Here is a 23,455-nt window from a genome sequence, read left to right as displayed (position 1 = left end):
ATATGAATCAATATAGTTTTTGTTTGTAAGTGTATTATCGGAAGCTGATTTATAAGTTATCGTGCGTCTGCAAAGACGTTTTCTCAACCGATGTTAACCAGAGGGATGTAACGTGCAAGAAGCTCCAACTGCAATACATGAGAGAACCAAGACACAAGAAGTGTCATTGTTCATGTTCCTGGCTGCAGGTCTCATTCCTGCGCTAACAATTGCCTTGGTAGGTGCCTATGGCTTTTCAATCTGGATGTATCAGATTTTTATCTCAGGCCCACCAACACAATAAAGGCAAACTGGTTTGTGTAAGTAAAAAAACTCAGATGGAAACATCTGAGCTTTTTTGTGGCTAATTTGCTCAATAAAACGGGCCGTTAAAAGGCCCGTTTTATCGTAAGATCTGTGTAATAAGATTATTTCTTATTCCCAGCCTTCAACACCTGTCATGTCCGGTAGTTCGTGTGCGATACCTTTGTGACAATCGATACAGGTTTTCTCGCCAGTAAACAGGAATGTCTGGTGTGCTTCGGCTGCCCGGGTGGACTGTACTGTGATGTCCATTGATTCCGTAGAGTGGCAGTTCCGGCATTCCAGTGAATTATTGGCTTTTAGACGATCCCATTCGTGTCCAGCAAGGCGCCGTCGTTCTGCCTGGAATTTTTCACGGGTGTTGATTGTGCCAAATAGCTTGCCCCACACTTCTTTGGATGCTTGCATTTTACGAGAAATCTTGTCTGTCCAGTTATGTGGAACGTGACAATCCGGGCATGTTGCCCTTACGCCAGATCTGTTGCTGTAGTGAATGGTTGGTTTTAGCTCAACAAAAACGTTGTCGCCCATTTCATGACAACTAACACAGAATTCTTCCGTATTGGTCAATTCAAGGGCGGTGTTGAAACCACCCCAGAACATAACACCAGCGACAAAGCCACCAATGGTTAGAAATCCAATAGAAAGATGCTTGGCTGGGCGATTGGCACTGGACCAGATCCTGCAGGCAAATCCCCATAATTTTTTGATAGGTGTCAACATGGTTTTGCCTATTCACCCTTTATGATGTGTTCGACGTCAATGAACTCGTTCTCTACCAGCGGTGGTGCTGTGACCTGAGTAACGTGACATTGATTGCAGAAATATCTACGAGGTGAAACCGTTGCCAGTACCTGATTGTCCCGATCCATATAGTGGGTCACGCTTACCATCGGCGCCTGGGATTCACCTGTACGTGTTCTTGCGTGGCAGGAAAGGCACTTGTTCGCATTTAAAGATATTTCATAATCTCTGGTTTGGTGCGGGATGGTCGGCGGCTGTTCAGGATAGTTTCGAACACGCTTTACATCGTTGTTTTCCACCTTATTCATTTTCGGGGCACCTGCTTCTGAAGCAATAGGCTCCCCCTGTCTCAAGGTTGCCGCTCCATCAGAAAATGCAGCAGTACTTGCAAGTGCCATAAGGCCGACAGCAGCAGTGATGTTTACAAGAAGGCGTTTCATTTTATGCTCTCCCCGTTGCAACTATTTTGATAGCACATTTTTTAAAGTCTGTTTGTTTTGACAGTGGATCGGTTGCATCCAATGTGACTTTATTGATCAATTGGCTTGCATCGAACCAAGGTACAAAGACCAGCCCTTTTGGCGGTTTATTGCGACCACGGGTTTCTACACGGGTAACTATTTCGCCACGCCGGGAAACAACTTTCACTTCTTGACCGCGTCTCAGGCCACGCTTACTTGCATCATCGGGGTGCATAAAGACAACGGCATCTGGGAATGCTTTATAAAGCTCTGGCACACGTTGTGTCATAGACCCAGAGTGCCAGTGCTCTAGAACACGACCAGTTGATAGCCATAGATCATACTCTTCATCAGGGCTTTCAGCTGCAGGCTCGTAAGGAAGGGCAAAGATAACGGCACGTCCATCCGGCTTACCATAGAAGTCATAATCGCTACCGGGTTTCGCGTAAGGATCAGATCCTTCTTTGAAGCGCCATTTGGTTTCTTTGCCATCAACAACAGGCCATCTTAAGCCACGTTCTTTATGATAAGTTTCAAACGGTGCGAGATCATGTGCATGCCCCCGTCCAAATGTTGCGTATTCTTCAAAAAGACCTTTTTGCACATAGAAACCAAAATCATTTGATTCTTGATTAGCATAATCTTTATGAGTTTGCTCCAATGGAAACTTATCTACATTGCCGTTTTGATAAAGCACTTCAAAAAGAGTTTTTCCCTTGTATTCCGGGTTCTCTTTTAGAACGTCAGCAGGCCACACTTCATCTGTGGTGAAGCGTTTGGAGAATTCCATTAGCTGCCACAAATCAGAACGTGCCTCGCCCGGTGCGTCCACTAGCTGGTGCCAGAACTGCGTTCTGCGTTCTGCATTACCATAAGCACCTTCTTTTTCGACCCACATGGCTGTTGGTAAAATAAGATCGGCAGCTTCGGCAGTTACTGTAGGATAAGGGTCTGAAACGACAATGAAGTTTTCCGGGTTTCGATATCCGGGATAGCCTTCTTCATTGAAATTTGGTGCGGCTTGCATGTTGTTGTTACACATAACCCAATAGGCATTAAGTTTGCCATCTTTGAGCATACGGTTTTGTAGTACAGCGTGAAAGCCAGGTTTAGGCGGAATAACGCCAGCTGGAATTTTCCATATTTTTTCAGCTGCAGCGCGATGCTTTGGATTTGTAACCACCATATCGGCAGGAAGACGGTGTGAGAAGGTTCCGACTTCACGGGCTGTTCCACAAGCAGATGGCTGGCCTGTTAATGAGAAAGGAGAATTCCCTGGTGTAGAGATTTTACCAACAAGTAGATGAATGTTGTAAATCAGGTTGTTACACCAAACACCGCGTGTGTGCTGATTGAAACCCATGGTCCAGAAGGAAACAACTTTACGATCAGGATCAGCGTAAAGTTCGGCGAGTTCGACCAAACGATTTTCAGGAACGCCAGAAAGCTTTGATACTTTTTCTACTGTGTAATCTGCAACAAATGCTTTGAACTCTTCAAAGCTCATTTCAGAAGATCCACCAGCTTTATCTGCGTTCTTCGCTTTCTTCTGTAATTCGTGCTCTGGACGTAAACCATACCCGATATCGTCATTTCCGCGACGGAAATTGACGTGCTTTGAAACAAAGTCTTGGTTTACTTTGTCGTTCTGAATGATGTAGTTCGCGATAAAGTTCAGAATTGCAAGGTCAGTCTGTGGTGTGAAAACCATTGGAATATCGGCAAGATCAAAGCAGCGATGCTCATAGGTAGAAAGAACAGCAACCTTGGTGTTTGGCGCACTTAGGCGACGATCTGCAACACGTGTCCACAAAATGGGATGCATCTCTGCCATATTAGAGCCCCAGAGCACAAAGGTGTCTGTTGCTTCGATATCGTCATAACAGCCCATTGGTTCATCAATACCAAAGGTACGCATAAAACCGCCTACGGCAGAGGCCATACAGTGACGTGCGTTTGGATCAATATTGTTTGATGCAAAGCCAGCTTTCATCAACTTGGAAGCCGCATAGCCTTCCCAGACAGTCCATTGGCCAGAACCAAACATACCAACAGAGGTTGGCCCTTTTTCTTTAATGGCAGATTTGAACTTGTCAGCCATTGTGTCAAAGGCAACATCCCAAGATACGGGGGTGAATTCGCCTTCTTTATGGTATTTGCCATCTTTCATACGAAGAAGGGGTGTCTTAAGGCGATCTTTCCCGTACATGATCTTAGACAGGAAGTAACCTTTTACACAGTTCAAACCGCGGTTGACTTCAGCTTTAACATCGCCGTGTGTGGCGACAACTTTGCCTTCTTTGGTGCCGACCATCACACTACAACCAGTACCGCAAAAACGGCAGGGAGCCTTGGACCATGTTAATGCTGTTTTAGAACTTTCAGTAAGCAGATTGCTCGCAGCACTTGGTGCGGTCATCCCTGCAACACCCGCGGCGACAGCGACGGCGTTGGCCTTGATATAGTCACGTCTTGATAACTTCATGACATAGATTCCTCAGTTAATCTGTTGAATTTCAGATTTAATTTTCAAACTTCTTCGTGTTGGTAGACGGGCGTGAAAGAATAGATATTTGCCAAAGACTGAATGCTTTCTATGGTTTTAATCGCATCTTTACTTGTGGGGGCGTCTATAAGGACAACCAGCTTTCCCTTGTCGTCAACCATGGGGACATCTGCATGAGGGTGTTCCATGATTGCTCGTAGAGTTTCTTCAAGGTATTCAGGTGGTGTCTGTGCGATGTGGCTTGAAATAAATAACTGTGCATCATCTGTCATGTTATCGTACTTCCCAAGGCCGTTGTTAACTGTGACTGTTATGCTCGGATCTTGTCCGGTTTTTGGCTGGTTTTCAGTTAACTGTCTCATCTCTCTCGTCGTCTCTATAGATATTATTTTGGTACATCTTATAGATCGGGCAAAAACTATCTTTGATATGGATCAATGAAGATACATCTGACGTGCTTGTTATTCTTGTGATGATACCACAAAAATAGCCCTGAAACTCTCATAAGTTTCAGGGCTTAGAAAAATATACTCTTATAGTTGTGCGTTTATGCACTTAGTTTGGGCGCAATATATTTCTGATCACTCGTGGTCCGTGCCAGTGCATTGCCTTCGGCATTAAAAACGTGGACAGCAGAAAAGTCAGCGCAAAGCTCTACTTTGTCTCCCGCTTTCGTTATACTGTGCCCATCGGTTTTCACACAAAGGGGATCGTTCTCGCCATTTTCGAGATAGAGATAGCTGGCTTCGCCAAGCCTTTCGACAACGTTTACCTTGGCCGAGAGTTTGAAGGACTGGTCATTACCTTCCTTCATATGCTCTGGGCGAATACCTATGGTGACTTTGTCACCGACTTTGGTTTCATCAGGGTGAACGGGAATGCTGGCAGTACTGTTGTCATAATCAAGAAGCACATCAAGACTTCCGGCATGAACGGCTGTAATGGTGCCTTCTAAGAAGTTCATAGATGGCGAGCCGATAAAGCCAGCCACAAATTTATTAGCTGGATGGTGGTAAAGTTCTAGTGGGGAACCGCATTGAGCAACGTGACCACCATTTACGACAACGATTTTATCGGCCAATGTCATGGCTTCAACCTGATCGTGGGTAACATAAATAATTGTTGCCTCCAGATCTTGATGAAGTTTGGCTATTTCCAGCCGTGTGTTTACCCGTAATGCGGCATCAAGGTTACTTAATGGTTCATCAAAAAGGAAAACATTGGGATCACGAACTATCGCGCGACCAATGGCAACCCGTTGGCGTTGGCCGCCGGAAAGCTCACGAGGGTATCTATGGAGATAATCTTCCAGCTTCAGGCTTTTAGCTGCTTTTTGAACTTTTTCATCAATGAGCTTTTTGTTTTCTCCACCACCGAGTAGTCCCCCAAGAGGCCCTTTTTTGCCGAGGGTCAAACCAAAGGCCATATTTTTGTACACAGTCATATGGGGGTAAAGCGCATATGACTGAAAAACCATGGCGATCTTTCGCTGGGAAGGAGTCATGTCGTTGACGGTTTCGCCGTCAATCTGGAGGTCGCCATCAGAAATGGTTTCCAGGCCAGCGATTAACCGAAGAAGCGTTGATTTTCCGCACCCTGATGGGCCGACAAAAACCACGAATTCACCATCTTTGACGTCGATATCTATTCCGTGCAGCACTTCGGCTTTGCCATAGGATTTCTTGATACCTGAAAGCTTGATATCAGCCATGAATCTACCTCTCCTGATGCACAGCTGTGCATGTCGTCATGAGTATTTTTAAGATTTTTGTTTGTTGTTTATGCAAGGTCATTTGACTGCCCCCGATGTCAGTCCACGGATCAGCTGTCGAGAGAAAATCACGTAAAGGATTAGAATAGGAACGATCGCTAGTGTCAGTGATGCCAATACTGCATTCCAGTCTGTAACATATTGCCCGATGAACTGCTGGATACCGAGTGTCACGGTTGCTGTTTCCTTACTTGGTGCAAGGATAAGTGGGAACCAGAGATCATTCCAAATTGGTATCATGGTGAATACCGCAACGGTTGCCAGTGCAGGACGGATAAGCGGCAGTATAATAGACCAGAAAATTCTGTATTCAGAGACGCCATCACAACGGGCGGCTTCTTTGAGATCGTTGGGTATTTGCGCAATAAATTCCCTGAGTATGAATATCGCTAGGGGTAATCCTTGGGCTGTATAGACCAGAACAAGAGCGGTGAGGGTGTTCACCAGCCCCATGCCAACAATCATCTTCAGCAGACTAACACTACCCAAACGGATGGGAATCATAATGCCGATGGCAAGATAAAGCGCCATCATATCACTGCCGGGGAAATCGTATTCGGCCAAGGCCCATGCCGCCATTGCGCCAAGTAGTAAAACAAATACCAAGCTAATGACAGTGACGGATATGGAGTTGGTGAAATAGACATCAAATGATGATCTGGCGATAACCTTTTCAAAGCCAATGAGGTCAAAGGTTGTACTTGTCGGCAAGGCGAGTGGGTCTCTGAAAATTCCTTTTTTGCTTTTAAAGGAATTCATGATCACGAGGTAAATCGGGAACAGTGCGATAAGGGTGTAGCACATAAGGACGGCATGAACGCCTAACGGGCCAACGCGTTTTGTGAGTTTCATCAGTCCGTCCTCCTAGAGTTGATAGCGCTGTAAGCGACGTTGAATGATAAAAAGATAAAGCATGACACCGCAAAGGATAACTAGGAACATTAAGCTGGCAACGGTTGCGCCCAACGTGGCACTGCCGGGTTGAAGTTGATAACCAAAGAACGTGCGGTAGAACATTGTGCCCATGATATCCGTTTCAAAGTTTGGACCAGCAAGCGCACCTTTGACTGCATAGATCAAGTCGAAGGCATTAAAGTTTGCGACAAATGTCAAAACAGAAACCATTGCAATTGTTGGTAAAATCAAAGGAAGCTTGATGCGCCAGAAAGCTGTCCATTGGTTCGCGCCATCAACAATGGCTGCGTCGACCAAATCGTCGGGGACATTGAGTAGGGCGGCATAGATCAGCATCATGGGGATACCGACAAATTGCCAAACGGAAATGAATGACAAGGTGATCAGAGCTGTGGACTCTTCCCCTAGAAGGGCAGGAAGACCATCTGTCATTCCGACAAAGCCAACCAAAGTATCGCCAACGCCCCAAAGTGGGCTGAGGATCAGCTTCCATATAAAGCCAATGATTACAACCGAGAGCATTGTCGGCATAAAGATCAAGGTGCGATAGCTGTTCGCCATCTTTAATTTTGGCAGACTCAATAAAGCAGCGAGGAGAAGGCCAATCGGATTTTGAACGAACATATGAATGACAAAGAAGATAAAGTTGTTCTCCAGCGCATTACTAAAGTCTGTCCACCAACGTTCGTCAGTAAGAATGAGAATGTAGTTATCCCAACCGACAAAGGATGTAATGCCCTCGGCCGTTTCACCGTAAAAGCTGTATCTGACTGTATCGATCAGCGGTACGATCATAAACAGGGTATATATCAGAGCCGCAGGCAAAAGGAACACTAAGATATGTGTTCGAAAGAACGATCCCCTTTGGTTATTTAAGGCCATATGGATAGGTACTCACTTCGATTGGGACGTAGTTTATATGCAAAACGCCGGTACCGATTAGGTGCCGGCGTTTCATTATAGCAGAATTTTATTGCTGTGGTTTGTACCAGCTAGCAAGTCCGTCCTGTGCCTTCTTGGCTGCTTCTTCCGCTGTCATGCTGCCGTTGATGACACCTACAGAAGTATTCCAAAGATCGTTTTCGAGGTTTGGTGTACCACGTGAAAGGATCTGATAGGAGTTACGGATAGAAGATTCACATTTGCCACGCCAGCTTACGAATTCCTGAGCAACAGGGTCGCTAATGGTAAGCTCGTGCTTTGACAGCGCATAGAAACCTGGCAGTGCATTCGAGAAAATGGATCCAGCTTCAGCAGATGCCATCCAGCTAAGGAAGGTTTCGGCTGCTTTCACATTCTTGGACGCAGCATTGATACCAAGGCCAATGTCCGTGTGATCAGAGATGTAGCAAGTTTCCTGCCCAGCCGGAACGGGTGGTGGGAACGCGCCAAATTCGAAATCAGCTTGACCATTAAAGGTTGAAATATCCCATGATCCTGCCGGGTAAATCGCTGCACGACCTAGGCTAAAGAGATTTTGGCTATCAGGATAAGATTGACCTTTGTAGCCTTTGCCAAGATATGGTCCCCATTCAGCAAGATGCTCGTACACTTTTACATACTGAGGATCGGTCAGTTTTTCTGTGCCGTCGATTAGGCCTTTACGCCCTTTCTCGCCCGCCCAGAAATTTGGACCAACATTCTGAAAGCCCATGGTCGCTGCTTCCCACTGGTCAGCGGTCCCCATTGACATAGGAATATAGGTGCCATCTTCTTTGATCTTTTCAAGAGCAGCCATAAATTCTGGAATTGTTTTGGGAATTTCCAGGCCAAGCTCCTTAAAGGCTTCTTTGTTGTAGATGAAACCGTGGATCACAGATGCCATTGGCAGGCAAAATGTTGTAGAGCCGTCATCTGTTTGCCAAGCGGACTTCGCAACGCCAGAGAAGTTTTCCATACCGGGAAGATCATCAACTTTTGTCAAATGACCATTGTTGTATAGGTCAAGTGATGCGTCAAAGGGCTTACAGGTAATAAGGTCGCCAGCTGTCCCAGCTGTTAGCTTGGCATTCATGTTGGCGTTGTATTCTGTTGGCGGTGACGGTGCGAAGCGAACTTTGATGTCTGGGTGTGACTTGTTGAATGCTGGAATAATCTGACTTTCCCAGATATCCAAATCATCTGTACGCCAGCTTTCAATAACCAGTTCATCTGCAAAAGCAGACACAGTTGGCGTCAGTGAAGCTGCTGCTAAAGCGATCGCAGCAACACTTGTGCCCAATGTTAGATTATTTTTTTTCATCTTATCCTCCGAGTTAATAAAGAGTCCGGGTTTTTCCCGGTTTTTGTGTGATTATTGATTAGGTTACTTAAGTTGATCCATTGCTTGTCGCAGGTGGCCCTGATTATCGGTGAGGGCTTTTTCTGCATCAGCTTTGGGGTGGTTCATAGCTAAAAGGACCGCGAGTTTTATGTTTTTGTCAGCATCGTTTAGGCATTTTTTTGCTGTTCCACTGTTGGTTCCAGTGATTTCCTGAACGATTGCTGCACCACGTTTTTCAAGCTTTTCATTGTTGATCACCATGGAGACCATCAAACCATCATGAACGTGACCAAGCTTTGTCATCGTTAATGTTGATAGCATGTTCAAAGCTGCTTTTTGTGCTGTGCCAGCGGCCATTCTGGTTGATCCCGCGATGACTTCGCTGCCGCTATCTAAAAAGATGGAATGGTGAGCATGATCATAAATCGGTGCGTGTCGATTATTGGCAACGCTTATTACGAGGCTTCCCTGTGACCGAGCATGCTTTACAGCCGCCAATGTATAGGGGGTAGAGCCACTTGCTGCTACGGCGATAATGACATCCTGAGCATTTATTGCATGCTCGTTGAGGGCTTCAACAGATATTATTTCATCGTCTTCTGCGCCGCCCATAGGGGCGAGAAGGGCATCTTTGCCACCTGCAATCAACGGAATCAGCTTGTCTTGAGGCCAGCCGTAAGTCGGGTTTATTTCTACACAGTCTTGAATGGCAAGGTGTCCGGAAGATCCTGCGCCAATGTAGAAAAGTCGTCCACCGTGAGATAATCGCCCGGCGATTGCTTCTGCACTTGCAGAAATTTCCGGGATTGATTGTTGTATGCAAGAGATAGCTCTGAGCTGAGATGCCCATAGCGATTCAAGCATGTCCTCAGCAGGCCAAGTATCTATACCATGATAACGGGGGCTATGTTTTTCTGTACCCTGGATATCTTTCGACAAGCTTTTAAACCTATAAATTCATGAATGGTTGATTTGATAATACCAAAAAGAAACCAATTTGAAATCAATTTTTTCAATTTTTATAGATAGTGTTTGAAAATGTTAACAAATTATTTATCATTTGTTTTGTTTAACATGCTGATTTATAGTGATAAAATAATATATAATATAATTTTCATAAAAAAATAAAATCTTTTGAATTTACCTTTCTTAGAAAATACCGTAAATTGGTATTCGATTGGTTTTATGTATTGGTCTGTTATTGGTTCTGGGGTGATAAGTGGCAAACGAAATGCTCTATGCAGGTGTTGATGGTGGCGGAACGAGCTGTCGTGTTCGAATTGAGAATGCGAATCGTGACATACTGGGTGAAGGTTTTGCCGGTCCGTCAAATTCTAGGCTCGGAGCTGTTCGTGTTTACTACGAAATTGAGAAAGCCTGTCTTGAGGCGCTTCATCAATCTGGTAGGGGCAGGGAAGATTTTGCGTCCCTTCATGTTGGGCTGGGGCTTGCGGGTCTCGGATTGGAAAGTGAGCTTCAGGCGATGCTTTCTTTCCCGCATTCTTTCGCATCAGTTTCTGGGGCTACCGATGCCTATACGGCATGTTTGGGTGCTCATGCCGGTGAAGATGGTGGTATTCTTATTTTGGGGACCGGTTCATGTGGGCTCGGTATTGTTAACGATGATGTTATCAATGTCGGTGGTTGGGGGTTTGAAATCTCGGATCATGCCAGTGGTGCTGTTCTTGGCTTAACGGCTGTTCGTAGTTCTCTTTTCGCAGCTGAAGGATGTCGCCCGGAAACGCCATTAACTAAAGCCATTATGGCGCACTTTAAGAATGATCGCCAAGTGATGGTTAAGTGGGCAGAAGAAGCCGAACCACATCACTACGGTTCTTTTGCGCCGCTTATTTTTGATCATGCTAATGAAGGCGATGAACTGGCGTGCAGGATTGTCGCCAAATCCGTGCATGAAGCAGGGTGTATGATACAGGCTCTGCTTGATAGAGGTGTTGAGACTGTTTGTCTTATGGGGGGCGTTTCAAAACGTATTGCTCCTAAGTTACCAGAAAAATACCAAAAAATTCTAAGTAAACCACGCGGCGATGCGATGGATGGTGCGATAAGAATGGTAAGAAAATCGGCCTCTGATGAGCAGGAGGCTTCAAAATGAAAGTAAGTACCTTTCGCGCTTTAAAAGTCAAATCCAGACTTGATGGCAATAATCCGACGCCACTCTATAAGCAATTGCAGACGCTAATCAGGCAGGCAATAGAAAGTGGGGCGTTTAAGGTTGAAGACGCATTGCCAAGTGAACGTGATATCGCGTCTGAGCTGGAAGTATCCCGAGTGACCGTGCGCAAAGCGGTGCAGGGGCTGGTGAGGGATGGTTTGCTGGTTCAGCGTCACGGGGCAGGAACTTTTGTTGCTTCGAGAATGGAACAGCCTCTTTCCAAATTGACCAGTTTTACCGAGGATATTACAGCCAGAGGGATGCAGCCATCTGTGGTTTGGGTTGAGCGCGCAACTGGGCTTGCGACGCCAGAAGAAGCGATGGCTCTTAATTTATCACCAGGTGTTGCTGTTTCACGCTTGCACCGAATACGTTGCGCTGATGGTAAAGCGCTTGCGATCGAGTTGGCGACCGTTCCACAGGAATTCTTGCCAGATCCTTTGGTTGTAGATGACTCGCTATACAGTGTGCTGGATAAATCCGGATTGCGACCTCTAAGAGCCTTGCAGAGGCTAAGGGCTGAGCTGCTCCAACCGACGCAAGCCGATTTATTAGGTGTCCCGGTTGGCGGGCCAACCCTTTACATTGAAAGACGGTCTTTCCTGCCCGACATGCGCCCTATTGAATTTACCCGATCTCATTATCGTGGGGACAGCTATGATTTCATTGCTGAACTCTATTTGGATAGCCGTGATTAATACGAATGAAATGAATAATGACGAATAAAATAAGCCTTATGGCAAAAGAAACAGCGGAAACACCCGCTGTTGTTTCAAGACAACTGAAAGCCAACCGAGATGTTCTCGAAGATTTGTCGAGACGGATACGAGAAAAGAAATTTCGCTTTATTTCAACCTGTGCCCGGGGAAGCTCTGATCATGCCTGTGCCTTTGCAAAATATGTCTTGGAAATTGGCACTGGGCTTCCCGTCGTGTCTATTGCTCCATCAGTTTCAACCCTTTATGGGGGAGATTTAAAGTTACAAGACAGCTTGTTTATCGCTGTGTCACAGTCTGGTCAAAGCCCTGATCTGGTACAGGCAACGCAAAAGGCGAAAGAACAGGGAGCTTTTGTTCTTTGTATTTGTAATGATGCAACATCACCGCTTGTGGCTCTGGCGGACTGTTTTCTACCGCTTCATGCCGGACCAGAAAACTCAGTCGCGGCAACAAAGAGTTATATCGCCTCCTTAACAGCTTTACTTCAACTGAGTGCAATCTGGAATTTTGATAGTGGTTTGTTGCCTGCTTTGGAAAGGCTTCCGGATCAATTGGATCGGGGCTTGTCTGCGGATTGGTCCGAACCAGTTGAGCTGTTAGCTTCATCTTCTAATCTGTTTACAGTTGGCCGCGGCCCCGGGTTTGGTGTCGCCTTGGAATCTGCGCTGAAGTTCAAGGAAACATCTTATATTCATGCGGAAGCTTTCAGCGCCGCAGAAGTAAAACACGGACCAATGTCACTTGTTGCAGATGGCTATCCTGTACTGTTGTTCAGGCAGCGTGATCAGTCTTGGGATTCAGTCGGAGAGCTTGCTGAAAATTTCCGGGAAAAAGGCGGTGCGGTCTTTACCGTCCAAGAGGGGAGCTTGAGCAAAGGTATCTTGCCGATTGAAACTAATATTCATCCCTTTTGTCAGTTGCCCGTGATGATCCAGAGCTTTTATGTCATGGCAGAGAAAATCACCCAGATGCGTGGTCTTGACCCTGATAATCCCCGTCATTTGAAAAAAGTAACGGAGACGGTTTGATGAAAACGGCTTTGACCAATGCACATGTTTTTACCGGGGAAGAGTGGATAGATGCAGCTACAGTCATTATCAATGATACCATCGTCGAGGTTGTCGGAACGTCTATCGCCATTCCCGATAATGTGGATTGTGTCAGAAATTTAAACGGTGCAAAGCTAGTCCCCGGTTTTATTGATGTACAGGTCAATGGTGGTGGTGGTGTCATGTTTAATCAGGATACATCACCAAGCGGGCTACGATCCATTGCCAGGGCTCATCGTCATTTTGGCACAACGGGAATGCTACCGACCCTGATTACCGATGATCGCCCTGTGATGGAATCTGCTGTTTCGGCAATGCAGCAAGCTATTGATAATCATGAACCTGGTATTCTTGGTATTCATTTAGAGGGGCCTTATCTTAATCAGGTTAGAAAAGGGGTGCATCAGGAAGATAAGATTAGGTCTATGGAAGCTGATGCCTTGGATCTCTTGTCTAGCCTTAAAGGGGGGAAGACGTTGGTCACACTTGCCCCGGAAAAAAATACATCGGGAATTATTCGACAGCTTGTTGAGCGTGGGGTCTTGGTCGCTGCCGGACACACCGCCGGTGTTTATGATGATTATCAAGCTGCTTTTTCAGAAGGCCTTAGCTGCTTTACGCATCTATTTAATGCCATGACACCGATGGAAAGTCGAGAACCTGGGGCAGTTGGTGCCGCACTGGATAATGATGACAGCTGGTGTGGTTTGATTGTTGATGGATATCATGTTCATTCTGCAACATTACGAAATGCGATCAAAGCCAAGAAGCGTGGCAAGATGATGTTGGTGACAGATGCGATGGCCACGGTGGGTAGTGATCAGGATTTTTTTGAACTCTACGGGCAAAAAATCTATAGTCGTGAGGGGCGTTGTACTACGGCTGAAGGTGTTTTGGCTGGTGCGCATTTGGATATGGCAACAGCGGTTCGTAATGCTGTTGATATGCTTGGTCTTTCCCATGATGAAGCTTTGCGGATGGCATCCTTGTACCCGGCTGAATTTCTTGGTTTGGGGAATGAACTCGGACGCATTGAAAAGGGGTACAGGGCATCAATGGTTCTATTGAATGATGCTGGGCTTGTTCTTGATACCTGGATTGATGGACGGGACACGGAGATGGATGGCCTGAAAAGTTAACGGAATCTAATAAAGGAATGAGTAATGGGCAATAAACAGAAGGTTCTTGTCGTTGGTTTGGGAAACATGGGACAATCCCACGCCAAGGCTTATCATCATCTGGATGGATTTGAGATTGTTGGCCTTTGCAGTCGCAGCTTGAATAACAAGACACCTTTGCCTGCTGAGATTTCCGGCTATGACCGATTTTCAGATTATGATGAAGCTCTTGATCTCTTGAAACCTGATGTTGTTTCTATCAATACCTGGCCGGATACTCATGAATCTTACGCCTTAAAGGCTTTTGACGCTGGTGCTCATGTTTTCCTCGAAAAACCGATTGCAGATACGGTTGCGGGAGCAGAACGTGTCATCAAGGCTGCACAGAAAAAAGGACGTAAGCTCGTTATTGGCTATATCCTGCGCCATCATCCTTCGTGGCAGGAATTTGTTTCTCAGGCGCGGAAACTGGGAAAGCCGTTGGTGATGCGGATGAACCTTAACCAACAAAGCAGTGGCGAAACTTGGCAGGTTCATAAACAGCTTATGAAAAGCATTTCCCCGATCGTGGATTGCGGTGTTCATTATGTTGATATGATGTGTCTGATGACACAGGCCCAACCGGTCAAGGTGCATGCAATCGGTGTTCGCTTAAGCGATGAAATTGATTCTGACATGTATAACTATGGCCAACTACAAGTTACATACGATGATGGATCTGTGGGATGGTATGAAGCAGGTTGGGGGCCAATGATGAGTGAAACAGCATTCTTTGTTAAGGATGTGATTGGCCCCAAAGGTTGTGTATCTATTGTTGCGGAAGATCAAAACAAAGCAATGGAATCTGATGATATTGATGCACATACCAAAACATCCGCGTTATTATGTCATTCTGCAAAGCTAAATGATGATAAGTCATTCACCCATAAAGACAATTTAATACGAATGGATGATGAGCCAGATCATGATGCCCTTTGCCAAAGAGAGCAGGATTTCCTGTTAAAGGCCATTATAGACGATTTAGATTTGACATCTCACATGCAGGATGCTGTGAACAGTATGAAAATTGTTTTGGCTGCGGATGAATCGGTTCGAAGTGGTCAAGTCGTACATTTGAAGCGCTAATATGCGTTTTGTGATCTAGAAAACAGGGAGGATCGGCGGTGTCTGAAAAACTTCGCCCGGGTGTTGTTACCGGTAAGGACTATGAGAAACTCGTCAAGGCTTGTAAGGCCGGAAATTACGCGTTGCCAGCGGTAAATGTTACTAGCAGTAGTACCGTAAATGCTGTTCTAGAGGCGGCGGCCCGTAACAAATCGGATGTGATTATTCAGGTTTCTAACGGTGGCGCAGGCTTTTATGCTGGTGCGGCTTACCCGGATGGTCTTCAGGGGAAAGTGCTTGGTGCCGTTTCTTTGGCGCAGCATGTTCATCTTCTTGCCGAGGGGTATGGGGTTTGTGTCGTTCTGCACACAGACCATGCAAATCGCGGTCTTTTGCCATGGATCGATGGTCTGTTGGCCGAAGGTGCCAAATTCCGTGAAAAGAATGGCAAGCCTCTGTATACATCACATATGATCGACCTTTCCGAAGAGCCTTTGGAAGAGAACGTTGGTACATGTGCTGATTATCTTAAGAAAATGGCACCACTTGATATGAGCCTGGAAATCGAGTTGGGTGTTACTGGTGGTGAAGAAGATGGTGTCGGGTCTGAGCACACCGGTGCGGATAATCCTAAACTTTATACGCAGCCGGAAGATGTGGCCTATGCTTACGAACAGCTAAACCCGCTGGGGGATTTTTCTGTTGCTGCGTCATTCGGGAATGTTCATGGCGTTTACAAGCCAGGGAATGTTAAACTTCGCCCTGTAATTCTAAAAGACTCTCAAAAATTAATGTCGGATCGTTATGGCTTAGAGGACAAGTCTCTTGATCTTGTTTTCCATGGCGGATCGGGCTCTTCTGAGAAAGATATTAAAGAGGCTGTTTCCTACGGCGTCTTTAAAATGAATGTTGATACGGATCTTCAGTACGCGTACTCCGAGCCTGTTGGGGCTTATGTAAATGCGAACCAAAATGCATTTGTTGCGCAGATCGACCCAGAAACAGGCAAGCCGCTAAAGAGCAAATACGACCCACGTAAATGGGTGCGTCAGGCTGAACTAGGTGTCGGCACAAAGCTGGACGAAATTTTCTCTGTGCTGGGTTCTGTAGGCAAGTCTCTCGCGCAAGATTAACAGGTAGGACGGGTATAATGAAGGCACTGACACTGGGTGGGGCTACTGTCGATATTATCGCATCAGTATCTGACGATGAAATCGAACGTATGACAATGCACAACGCAATCACAAATTTTTTGCTTTTGGAAGAAGGCAAAAAAGTGGATGCAGAGAACATTGAAACTCACACCGGTGGCGGTGCTATCAACGCATCTGTATCTATGGCGCAATTGGGCATAGATGTTTCCTGTGTTGTGAAATTGGCTGATGACATCGAAGGCCAGATGGTTCTGAAGCGTTTGAAAGAAAAATCAATTGGTAGCCAATGGGTTTTATCTAATGCTGATTTGCCTACAGGCTGTGCGGTTATGGTTTCTTCGCATGTCAGAAACCCAACGATTTTTGTTGCGCGTGGGGCCAACACGTTACTCACTCCCGATGAAATCAAACCTGAAATGTTCGAAGGTATCGAGCTTACATACGTAACGGGCTTGAGTGGAGCTTCAGCGGACTGCTTTCCAAAGATTGTAAAATTGGCGAAGGCCGCAGGAAGTCTTGTTGTTGCCAACCCTGGAATTCGCCAACTCTCTTCGAGAACTCAATCATTTTGGAACTCGTTGCAGTATATTGACGTTTTAGTTATGAACGAGGTCGAAGCTGGGCAGTTGGTTCCATTTGTCTCGGCGAAATCAGAGATTGATTCGATCCATCCTTGTGCTTACTCCGATGATAAAAAACTTCCTGAGTTATTAAAAAAAGGCGTTGGCGTCTCTGGTACAATGATGGGCCTCCGCGAATTTACCAAGATAATTAACAGTCTTGGACCAGAGAGATTGTTAGTCACGAATGGCAAAGAAGGTGCTTATTTAGGGACAAAAGAACAAATTATGTTCTGTCCAGCACAAAAAGCAAAAGTTATGGGGACAGCGGGTGCAGGTGATTCCTTTGCCTCAACATTTGCGTCTTTTATAGGTCTTGGTGAAGAGGAAGAGTTAGCGCTGAAAGCTGCCTCTATTAATTCAGCTTCTGTTGTTTCCGTTATGGATACGCAATCAGGCTTGCTTACTCAGGAGGAACTTTTGTCAGGCATTAAAAAGGCTGATTGGCAAAAGTATGAGAGTTATAATCTTTAGGGGCGAGCATTAATTCCTTATTCAAAGTAAGTGCTTGTGATTGCCGTCGCAAAAAGGTTTGTTTGAACTATGTTTACATTGACATAGGAAGTATTTTTTTGATTTGTCGGCTTTAAATAATAAAGGCTGAAAATTGGTTCCCTTATGACTGCCATCACAAAAAGGCTGTTTTTTAGATCGCCCACAAGCACACCAAAAGTAAGTTTTCCCTTCCTCTAGCTGGATAATGCATGGCGTGGTGTCGGCTATTTGAGGTGTTTCCATTTTTATTTCTCCTGACCTTTTCCCGACCTTCTTGGAATACAATATCATATTTGATTGTTTTTGTTGTTATCTTTATCGCCTCAGGGTTTTGCAGATGTAAGTTCTTTCTCTCAAAGAAAGAGGATAATGAAAGTGTCATAGAAGAATGATAAGCTTTTCCTAGTAAGGCGTAATAATTTATGAGAGATCAGGGACCTGTAAAATTATAATTAGAACAACGTTATACAGGTACGTAATTTTACCAAGATGTGTTTTTATTTTAGGTCTGTATTCTTCTTAACAAGACATTAAACAAACAATGTTTTTAATTACCTCAGGTTGATGTTTTGTTTGTTCCATTCTAGTGTCAGCCTGATTTTGGGAGAAGCTTTGACAGCGACAAGTATTGATTCCTTTTGGTATCTATCTGATTTTGTGTTACTTTCTTTGTGTTAATAATAGGGCTGGGAATGTGGTCTCTAGTATTTCCAAAAAAGAAGCGGTAATATGTTCACTCTTATTTGTGCAAATATCATACAGTTAAGTTTGGATTGTTCTAAATAATTTAGTACCTGAATTAGTTTGTTGTTTGTCTCGTTTTTTATGAATATCTAAACCTTCAAGGGAGAATATCATGCGGGGTTTAAAGTTTGCTTTGTTGGCCGGTGTAGCGGCTGTATCTTTATCTGCTTGTGCTGATCGTTATCAAATGGCCAGCGATGCAGAGCCTTCAGGCTCCTCTTTTACAAGAGAGTTATATAAAGGTTACGTAGGCCTTTCTGGTGATGAGAAATCCGAACAGGATTGGGGTGATTCCGACCTGTTTGCAAATAAAGCATTGGCCGCTGCGGATGGTAAAGTTGTTGCTCCTGAAGAGGTAGCTAACTGGGATCTTGGTGCAGAGTTCGTTGATGACCTTTCTTCTGCACATGACCGCCTTGCTTCTGCTTTGGCAAATGGTGCTGGTGACGTAGCGCCAACATCTGCTGCAAACGCACAGGTTATGTTCGATTGCTGGATACAAGAGCAGGAAGAGAATATTCAGCCTGACCATATCGCGGCATGTCGTGACGGTTTCCTAGCTGCTATGGCTAAAGTTGATGCAGCAATGGCACCAAAAGCGAAGGCACCAGCTCCGGCACCGGCGCCAGCTCCGGCACCAGCGCCTTATGCCGTTTATTTTGATTTTGACTCTGATGTGCTTACGGTTGATGCGCAGGCCGAAGTTTCTGTAATTGTTGCAGCTGTGAAAAAACATTCACCGTCAAAAGTGATTGTTGCAGGTCACACAGATACAGCAGGTTCTTCTGATTATAACCAAAACTTGGCTAACAGACGTGCCGCAGCAGTTGTAAGCGCACTTGAAAGCCACGGTGTTGCTGCTTCTATCGTTCAAAGCCAAGGTGTTGGCGAGAATGCTCCTGCGGTTGACACAGGTGATGGCATTTCTGAATTCAGAAACCGTCGTGTTGTCGTGACACTCGTGAAGTAATTCACATGTCTGGCTGATTTGTGCCAGAATAAAAAGGCGGTACTGGCTTAATGCGGGTACCGCCTTATTGTTATTCGTCTATATCCTTCAATAATCGTGTCATTTGCATGATTTTTATCAAATCGTGTAATGGAGACTAAAAAATGAAAAAAATACTCTTATCAATCGGCGGCTTAATTCTGTTGGTCATTGCTGTTCTATTGGTTGCCCCCTTCTTTATTTCTCTTGAAGATTATAAGCCTGAAATTGCAGCAAAAGCGAAAGAGGCGACGGGACGCGATTTAAAAATTGGAGGGAAAATTTCTCTCAGCCTATTCCCGACTGTTGCCGTTGAAGTTAACGATGTTGCCTTGGCAAACTATGAACAGGGCCAGAGTAAAGACATGGTAACTCTTGAGCAAATGGCGCTCGAGTTACAGGTCATGCCGTTGTTATCTAGTGAAGTTGTTATTGATCGCTTCGTACTTGTGAAGCCTGTTATTAACCTTGAAGTTGACAAAAACGGGAAACCAAACTGGGAACTTGAGGGAACTCAAGATCCAGCAAGCGGTACTGCAGCGGCGGAAAGCTCTGAAACTTCAGAAAGTGGAAGCAGTGCTAGCCTAAGTGGACTATCTCTAGGCGATGTTCGTATTCAAGATGGTGAATTACACTTCACAGACCTCTCTTCAGGAACGAAAGAAGATATTGAGGCGTTAAACCTTGAAATTTCTCTGGATGCCTTGAGCAAACCTTTATCTGTGGATGGTCGTTTGGACTGGAAAGCAGAAACGATTAATTTAAAAGCAGATATTGCTAATCTTGAAAGCCTGATGAACGGTGCAAGTACAGCTCTTGAAGCATCTGTTAGTTCATCCCCGGTAAACTTTAGTTTCAATGGAACAGCGCAACAGGCAAGTGCTTTTGCTCTTGCTGGCGCTCTTGATCTTGATGTTCCATCTGTTAAAGGTTTGACCGATTGGGTCGGCGCACCGATTGAGCGTCAAAATGAAGAAACCTTTGGCCAATTGTCCGTGAAAGGGCAGCTTGATCTAAATGGTCCTGTGGTTGCGTTTGATGATGTATCTCTTGCATTTGATGCTTTAACTGCACAAGGTGCGTTGAAGATTGATAGTTCTGGTGCTGTGCCAAATATAGTTGCTGCGCTTTCTACGGGTGTATTGGACATCACGCCATATTTGCCACCTGAAACTGCTGCTAAGGATGATGCATCTACTGGAAACACATCTGGTGAAGCGACAACAACGCAGAGTGCAAGTGCTGATCAGGGATGGGATGATACGCCAATTGATTTCTCTGGCTTGAAATCTGTAAATGCTGATCTGGCCCTTAAATCCGAGGGTGTACAAATCCGCAAGATTACAATTGGTGTCAGTGAACTTGGTATCTTGCTTCAAGGTGGTAAGTTAACCGCAGACTTGAAACAACTTGCGCTCTATGACGGTCAAGCCCGTGGTAAAGTTGTTTTGGATAGCTCAAAAGCAACGCCGACAACTGCAATTAATTTTGACCTTTCCGGTGTTCAGGCTGAACCATTACTGTCAGATAGTGCTGACTTCGAAAAACTTTTGGGAACTCTTAGTTCCAAAGCAAATCTGACGACACAGGGTGCTTCTCAAAAGGCTATGGTTTCTAATCTCAATGGAACCGGTGATTTCATTTTTCAGGACGGTGCTGTTAAAGGCGTGAATATTCCTGGTTTGATCCGTAATGTATCATTGGATGCCTTGCAGAATTCTTTTGATGAAGCTCAATCTACTGATTTTGCAGAGTTATCTGGTACCTATACTATTCAACAGGGCGTTGTGAATAACCAGGATTTGAGCATGATTGCGCCTTTGTTCAGGCTTTCTGGTAAAGGGACTGTTCCTATGCCGCCTAAAACCTTGAACTATCGTTTAGAGCCAAAGCTTGTCGGTGACCTTGAAGGGCAGGGTGGCGATAGTGGTGCCAAAGGGCTTGCTGTGCCGTTAATGATTACGGGCTCGTGGAGTAATCCTAAAGTTGCTCCAGATCTTGCAGGAGCCTTGACGGATCAACTGAAAGATCCATCAGCTCTTATCGAAGGTGTTACAAGTGGCGAAGGGGGAGTAAAATTACCTCTTGGCGATGGTGCCGGCGGTGTCGATGAAGTTATTGAAAAGCCAAAAGATGCTTTGAAAAAGCTTTTTGGTAACTAGGTTTTTACTTCGTAAAAAAGCCAGCTACTGACCACAGTAGCTGGCTTTTTTTGTTTTCTGATTACAGTCCTTTTCTTTAATATCTCAAAAAGTTAAAAGTCATGAACTCTTTTAACGGTTTTTTGAATGACTGAATTTAGTACAGCCGAACTGGAATGGCGGGATAATGTTGTTCCGGTATCTAGCAAATATGATGATGTGTATTATTCTCTTTCTAATGGATTAGCGGAAAGCGCGTTTGTTTTTCTAAACGCTGTTGGAGGGAGTGAACTTTGGAAAAACAAGCAAAGTACAATCATTGGTGAAACAGGGTTCGGGACGGGGTTGAATTTTTTAACCACTTGGAAAGAATGGAAAAAAACTTCTCGACCAGATCAACATCTAACCTTTGTTTCCGTTGAGGGGTTTCCCCTTAGCCGTACTCAGCTGCAAAAATCGTTGAAGCCTTGGGATGAGCTTGGAGAAAATCGTGATGCGCTTATTAAAGCTTACCCAGATCTAAGCCCGGGTTTTCACACGCTGGAGTTTGAGCGAGATAATGTTACGCTCATTCTTCTCTTTGGCGACGTTAAGGAAGTTCTAACGTGTTTTTCGGGGCAGGCTGATGCCTGGTTTTTAGATGGTTTTGCTCCTAAGAAAAATCCCGATATGTGGAATGCAGAGGTTTATGAACTGCTGGCGGCGAAATCCAAATCCGGTGCAAAGTTAGCCAGCTTTACAGCGGCTGGACATGTTCGCCGTGGATTAGAAGATGCTGGTTTTAAGATTGAAAGATGCAAAGGGTACGCTTTTAAACGAGAACGCATCGTTGGGGTATTCTCGCCTGATAAATTTGATGAGGACAAAAGAAGATTTTATCCCGGATCTCTACCTTGGTTTGATATCCCCATAGTACAAAGAAAACCTAAAAAGGTAGCTGTTGTTGGCGCTGGAATTGTCGGGAATTGCCTGGCCTATAGCCTGTCACGTTCAGGTGTCGATGTTACTTTGATTGATAAGGCATCTTCTATTGCCGAAGGGGCGTCAGGAAATCCGGCTGCGGTATTTGAACCTAAGTTGATGCGTAACGGTACTGTATTGGGGCAGTACTTAGCATCTTGTTATCTCTACGCTTTGAGATTTTATCGGAAACTGGAAGAACAAACAGGGCAGGAAATCTGGCATCATCAGTGCGGATCTTTGGATCTTATTGGCGATGACAAAGAACTTCAACGTCGACAGTCTTTTGTAGCCTCGAACGTTCTACCACAGGATCATTTTTCTATTGTTGATGCAAGTCGTGCTTCTGAGATTGCTGGTATTAATCTGATATCACCGGGTGTCTGGTATCCCTACGCGGGATGCCTCAATACGACTGCTCTTGCCATGGCCTTAACCCGTGGGATTGATGTCAGGCTCAATTGTGAAGTGACATTACTTGAGCCATTTACAGATCAAGGACAGCGTAAATGGAAGCTCTCAATGTCGGAATCTGGCGAGGCCCTTGAGTTTGATAGCGTTGTTCTTGCCAACGCATTTAATGTAAGGAATTTCGTACAATCTGAAAGCTTGTCAGTGATTATGAACCGGGGACAGGTTAGTACTTGTCCGCCTAACAAGGTCAGTGCAAATTTAAAGACCATTGTTAATGGTAGCGGATATATTACACCCGCTATCAAAGGACAGCATGTTTTTGGAGCCACCTTTGAGCGACTCTATTGTTATGATGAAGCCAAAGACAAGTCCGTTACAGCAGAGCGCCATGATCATAATTTGTCACTTCTTAACGAAATTGTTCCGGATATTTCTGAGAAAATAAACCCTGTTGATCTGGGTGGTCGGACATCCGTTCGGGGAACAACGTTTGATCGGTTACCTCTTGTCGGTTCAGTTTATCAGGAACAGCAATATAGTCATGATTATGCGGGCTTGAAGAATGGGCAAAAAAGTAAGCCATCATGGCCACGGGGGGAGTATTACGAAAACCTGTTTTGTGCTGTTGGTTTTGGGTCTCGTGGGTTTTTGACGGCACCTTTGATGGCAAATTATCTCGTGAAATTGATATGTGGCTTTGATGCTCTGCCGATTTCTACGGATATCAGAGATGCAATACATCCTGCCCGATTTTTGATGAGAGATATCAAAAAAGGTCTATAGCTTATCACTTAGGTTAAAGTGTTTTTTATT

21 protein-coding genes are annotated in these 23,455 nt (G+C 45.0%); 11 read left to right on the top strand and 10 right to left on the bottom strand.

Going from position 1 to position 23,455, the window contains the following annotated elements; all coding sequences use genetic code 11:
* The first annotated feature begins 112 nt into the window (after window positions 1-112).
* Window positions 113-283 carry a periplasmic nitrate reductase, NapE protein gene (locus tag ACN0W5_RS07370; protein WP_417453498.1) on the top strand — a complete coding sequence of 57 codons (171 nt, stop codon included), beginning with the start codon at window positions 113-115 and terminating at the stop codon, window positions 281-283.
* A 131-nt stretch (window positions 284-414) separates the two neighbouring features.
* Here ACN0W5_RS07370 and ACN0W5_RS07365 read toward each other — a convergent pair whose 3' ends face one another.
* The 9 genes from ACN0W5_RS07365 to ACN0W5_RS07325 all read right to left on the bottom strand — a co-directional run bounded on the left by ACN0W5_RS07365 (window position 415) and on the right by ACN0W5_RS07325 (window position 9,902).
* On the bottom strand, window positions 415-1,026 hold the full coding sequence (locus ACN0W5_RS07365) for a NapC/NirT family cytochrome c (RefSeq protein ID WP_417453497.1): 612 nt from the start codon (window positions 1,024-1,026) through the stop codon (window positions 415-417).
* A gap of 8 nt (window positions 1,027-1,034) precedes the next feature.
* Window positions 1,035-1,487 carry a nitrate reductase cytochrome c-type subunit gene (locus ACN0W5_RS07360; RefSeq protein ID WP_417453496.1) on the bottom strand — a complete coding sequence of 151 codons (453 nt, stop codon included), beginning with the start codon at window positions 1,485-1,487 and terminating at the stop codon, window positions 1,035-1,037.
* 1 nt (window position 1,488) lies between these two features.
* Window positions 1,489-3,993, bottom strand: coding sequence for a nitrate reductase catalytic subunit NapA (napA, locus tag ACN0W5_RS07355; protein ID WP_417453495.1), 2,505 nt, complete (start codon window positions 3,991-3,993; stop codon window positions 1,489-1,491).
* Window positions 3,994-4,037: 44 nt separating this feature from the next.
* On the bottom strand, window positions 4,038-4,376 hold the full coding sequence (locus ACN0W5_RS07350) for a chaperone NapD (protein ID WP_417453494.1): 339 nt from the start codon (window positions 4,374-4,376) through the stop codon (window positions 4,038-4,040).
* Window positions 4,377-4,561: 185 nt separating this feature from the next.
* Window positions 4,562-5,725, bottom strand: a complete 1,164-nt coding sequence (locus ACN0W5_RS07345) for an ABC transporter ATP-binding protein (protein ID WP_417453493.1) — start codon at window positions 5,723-5,725, stop codon at window positions 4,562-4,564.
* Between the two features lie 78 nt (window positions 5,726-5,803).
* Window positions 5,804-6,637 (bottom strand): carbohydrate ABC transporter permease, encoded by an 834-nt coding sequence (locus tag ACN0W5_RS07340; RefSeq protein WP_417453492.1) that lies wholly within the window; start codon window positions 6,635-6,637, stop codon window positions 5,804-5,806.
* A 12-nt stretch (window positions 6,638-6,649) separates the two neighbouring features.
* The gene (locus ACN0W5_RS07335; RefSeq protein ID WP_417453586.1) at window positions 6,650-7,534 is read right to left on the bottom strand and encodes a carbohydrate ABC transporter permease; all 885 of its coding nucleotides are present in this window, start codon (window positions 7,532-7,534) and stop codon (window positions 6,650-6,652) included.
* Between the two features lie 136 nt (window positions 7,535-7,670).
* Window positions 7,671-8,942 carry an ABC transporter substrate-binding protein gene (locus ACN0W5_RS07330; protein WP_417453491.1) on the bottom strand — a complete coding sequence of 424 codons (1,272 nt, stop codon included), beginning with the start codon at window positions 8,940-8,942 and terminating at the stop codon, window positions 7,671-7,673.
* 63 nt (window positions 8,943-9,005) lie between these two features.
* Window positions 9,006-9,902: an N-acetylmuramic acid 6-phosphate etherase gene (locus ACN0W5_RS07325; RefSeq protein WP_417453490.1), complete on the bottom strand. Its 897-nt coding sequence runs from the start codon at window positions 9,900-9,902 to the stop codon at window positions 9,006-9,008.
* A 280-nt stretch (window positions 9,903-10,182) separates the two neighbouring features.
* Between ACN0W5_RS07325 and ACN0W5_RS07320 the strand changes: the two genes are divergently transcribed.
* From ACN0W5_RS07320 to ACN0W5_RS07290, 7 genes are read left to right on the top strand one after another with little or no spacing between them, the layout of a single operon-like run.
* Window positions 10,183-11,076 carry a BadF/BadG/BcrA/BcrD ATPase family protein gene (locus tag ACN0W5_RS07320; protein WP_417453489.1) on the top strand — a complete coding sequence of 298 codons (894 nt, stop codon included), beginning with the start codon at window positions 10,183-10,185 and terminating at the stop codon, window positions 11,074-11,076.
* A complete protein-coding gene (locus tag ACN0W5_RS07315) occupies window positions 11,073-11,834 on the top strand; it encodes a GntR family transcriptional regulator (protein ID WP_417453488.1) in 762 nt (253 codons plus the stop codon). The genes ACN0W5_RS07320 and ACN0W5_RS07315 overlap by 4 nt, the downstream gene beginning before the upstream one ends.
* A 17-nt stretch (window positions 11,835-11,851) precedes the next feature.
* Window positions 11,852-12,883 (top strand): SIS domain-containing protein, encoded by a 1,032-nt coding sequence (locus ACN0W5_RS07310; protein WP_417453487.1) that lies wholly within the window; start codon window positions 11,852-11,854, stop codon window positions 12,881-12,883.
* Entirely contained in the window at window positions 12,883-14,043 is a 1,161-nt protein-coding gene (gene nagA / locus ACN0W5_RS07305) for an N-acetylglucosamine-6-phosphate deacetylase (RefSeq protein ID WP_417453486.1), read from the top strand. Before ACN0W5_RS07310 ends, nagA begins: the two co-directional genes overlap by 1 nt.
* Window positions 14,044-14,067: 24 nt before the next feature.
* Entirely contained in the window at window positions 14,068-15,147 is a 1,080-nt protein-coding gene (locus ACN0W5_RS07300; RefSeq protein ID WP_417453485.1) for a Gfo/Idh/MocA family protein, read from the top strand.
* 38 nt (window positions 15,148-15,185) lie between these two features.
* Window positions 15,186-16,259, top strand: a complete 1,074-nt coding sequence (fbaA, locus tag ACN0W5_RS07295) for a class II fructose-bisphosphate aldolase (protein ID WP_417453484.1) — start codon at window positions 15,186-15,188, stop codon at window positions 16,257-16,259.
* A 17-nt stretch (window positions 16,260-16,276) separates the two neighbouring features.
* Window positions 16,277-17,374: a carbohydrate kinase family protein gene (locus tag ACN0W5_RS07290; protein ID WP_417453483.1), complete on the top strand. Its 1,098-nt coding sequence runs from the start codon at window positions 16,277-16,279 to the stop codon at window positions 17,372-17,374.
* Between the two features lie 21 nt (window positions 17,375-17,395).
* On the opposite strand, the gene ACN0W5_RS07285 is transcribed toward ACN0W5_RS07290, so the two are convergent.
* Window positions 17,396-17,638 carry a CDGSH iron-sulfur domain-containing protein gene (locus ACN0W5_RS07285; protein WP_299378940.1) on the bottom strand — a complete coding sequence of 81 codons (243 nt, stop codon included), beginning with the start codon at window positions 17,636-17,638 and terminating at the stop codon, window positions 17,396-17,398.
* Between the two features lie 613 nt (window positions 17,639-18,251).
* Between ACN0W5_RS07285 and ACN0W5_RS07280 the strand changes: the two genes are divergently transcribed.
* From ACN0W5_RS07280 to mnmC, 3 genes are all read left to right on the top strand, one after another.
* Complete coding sequence (locus ACN0W5_RS07280; RefSeq protein WP_417453482.1) at window positions 18,252-19,109, top strand: OmpA family protein; 858 nt, start codon at window positions 18,252-18,254, stop codon at window positions 19,107-19,109.
* Window positions 19,110-19,252: 143 nt separating this feature from the next.
* A complete protein-coding gene (locus ACN0W5_RS07275; protein ID WP_417453481.1) occupies window positions 19,253-21,289 on the top strand; it encodes an AsmA family protein in 2,037 nt (678 codons plus the stop codon).
* 126 nt (window positions 21,290-21,415) lie between these two features.
* Window positions 21,416-23,425: a bifunctional tRNA (5-methylaminomethyl-2-thiouridine)(34)-methyltransferase MnmD/FAD-dependent 5-carboxymethylaminomethyl-2-thiouridine(34) oxidoreductase MnmC gene (mnmC, locus tag ACN0W5_RS07270; protein ID WP_417453480.1), complete on the top strand. Its 2,010-nt coding sequence runs from the start codon at window positions 21,416-21,418 to the stop codon at window positions 23,423-23,425.
* Window positions 23,426-23,455 lie beyond the last annotated feature (30 nt).

Source organism: Kiloniella sp. (assembly GCF_048270245.1).
Lineage (GTDB): Bacteria > Pseudomonadota > Alphaproteobacteria > Kiloniellales > Kiloniellaceae > Kiloniella.
This window is presented reverse-complemented; position numbering and strand designations above follow the sequence as displayed.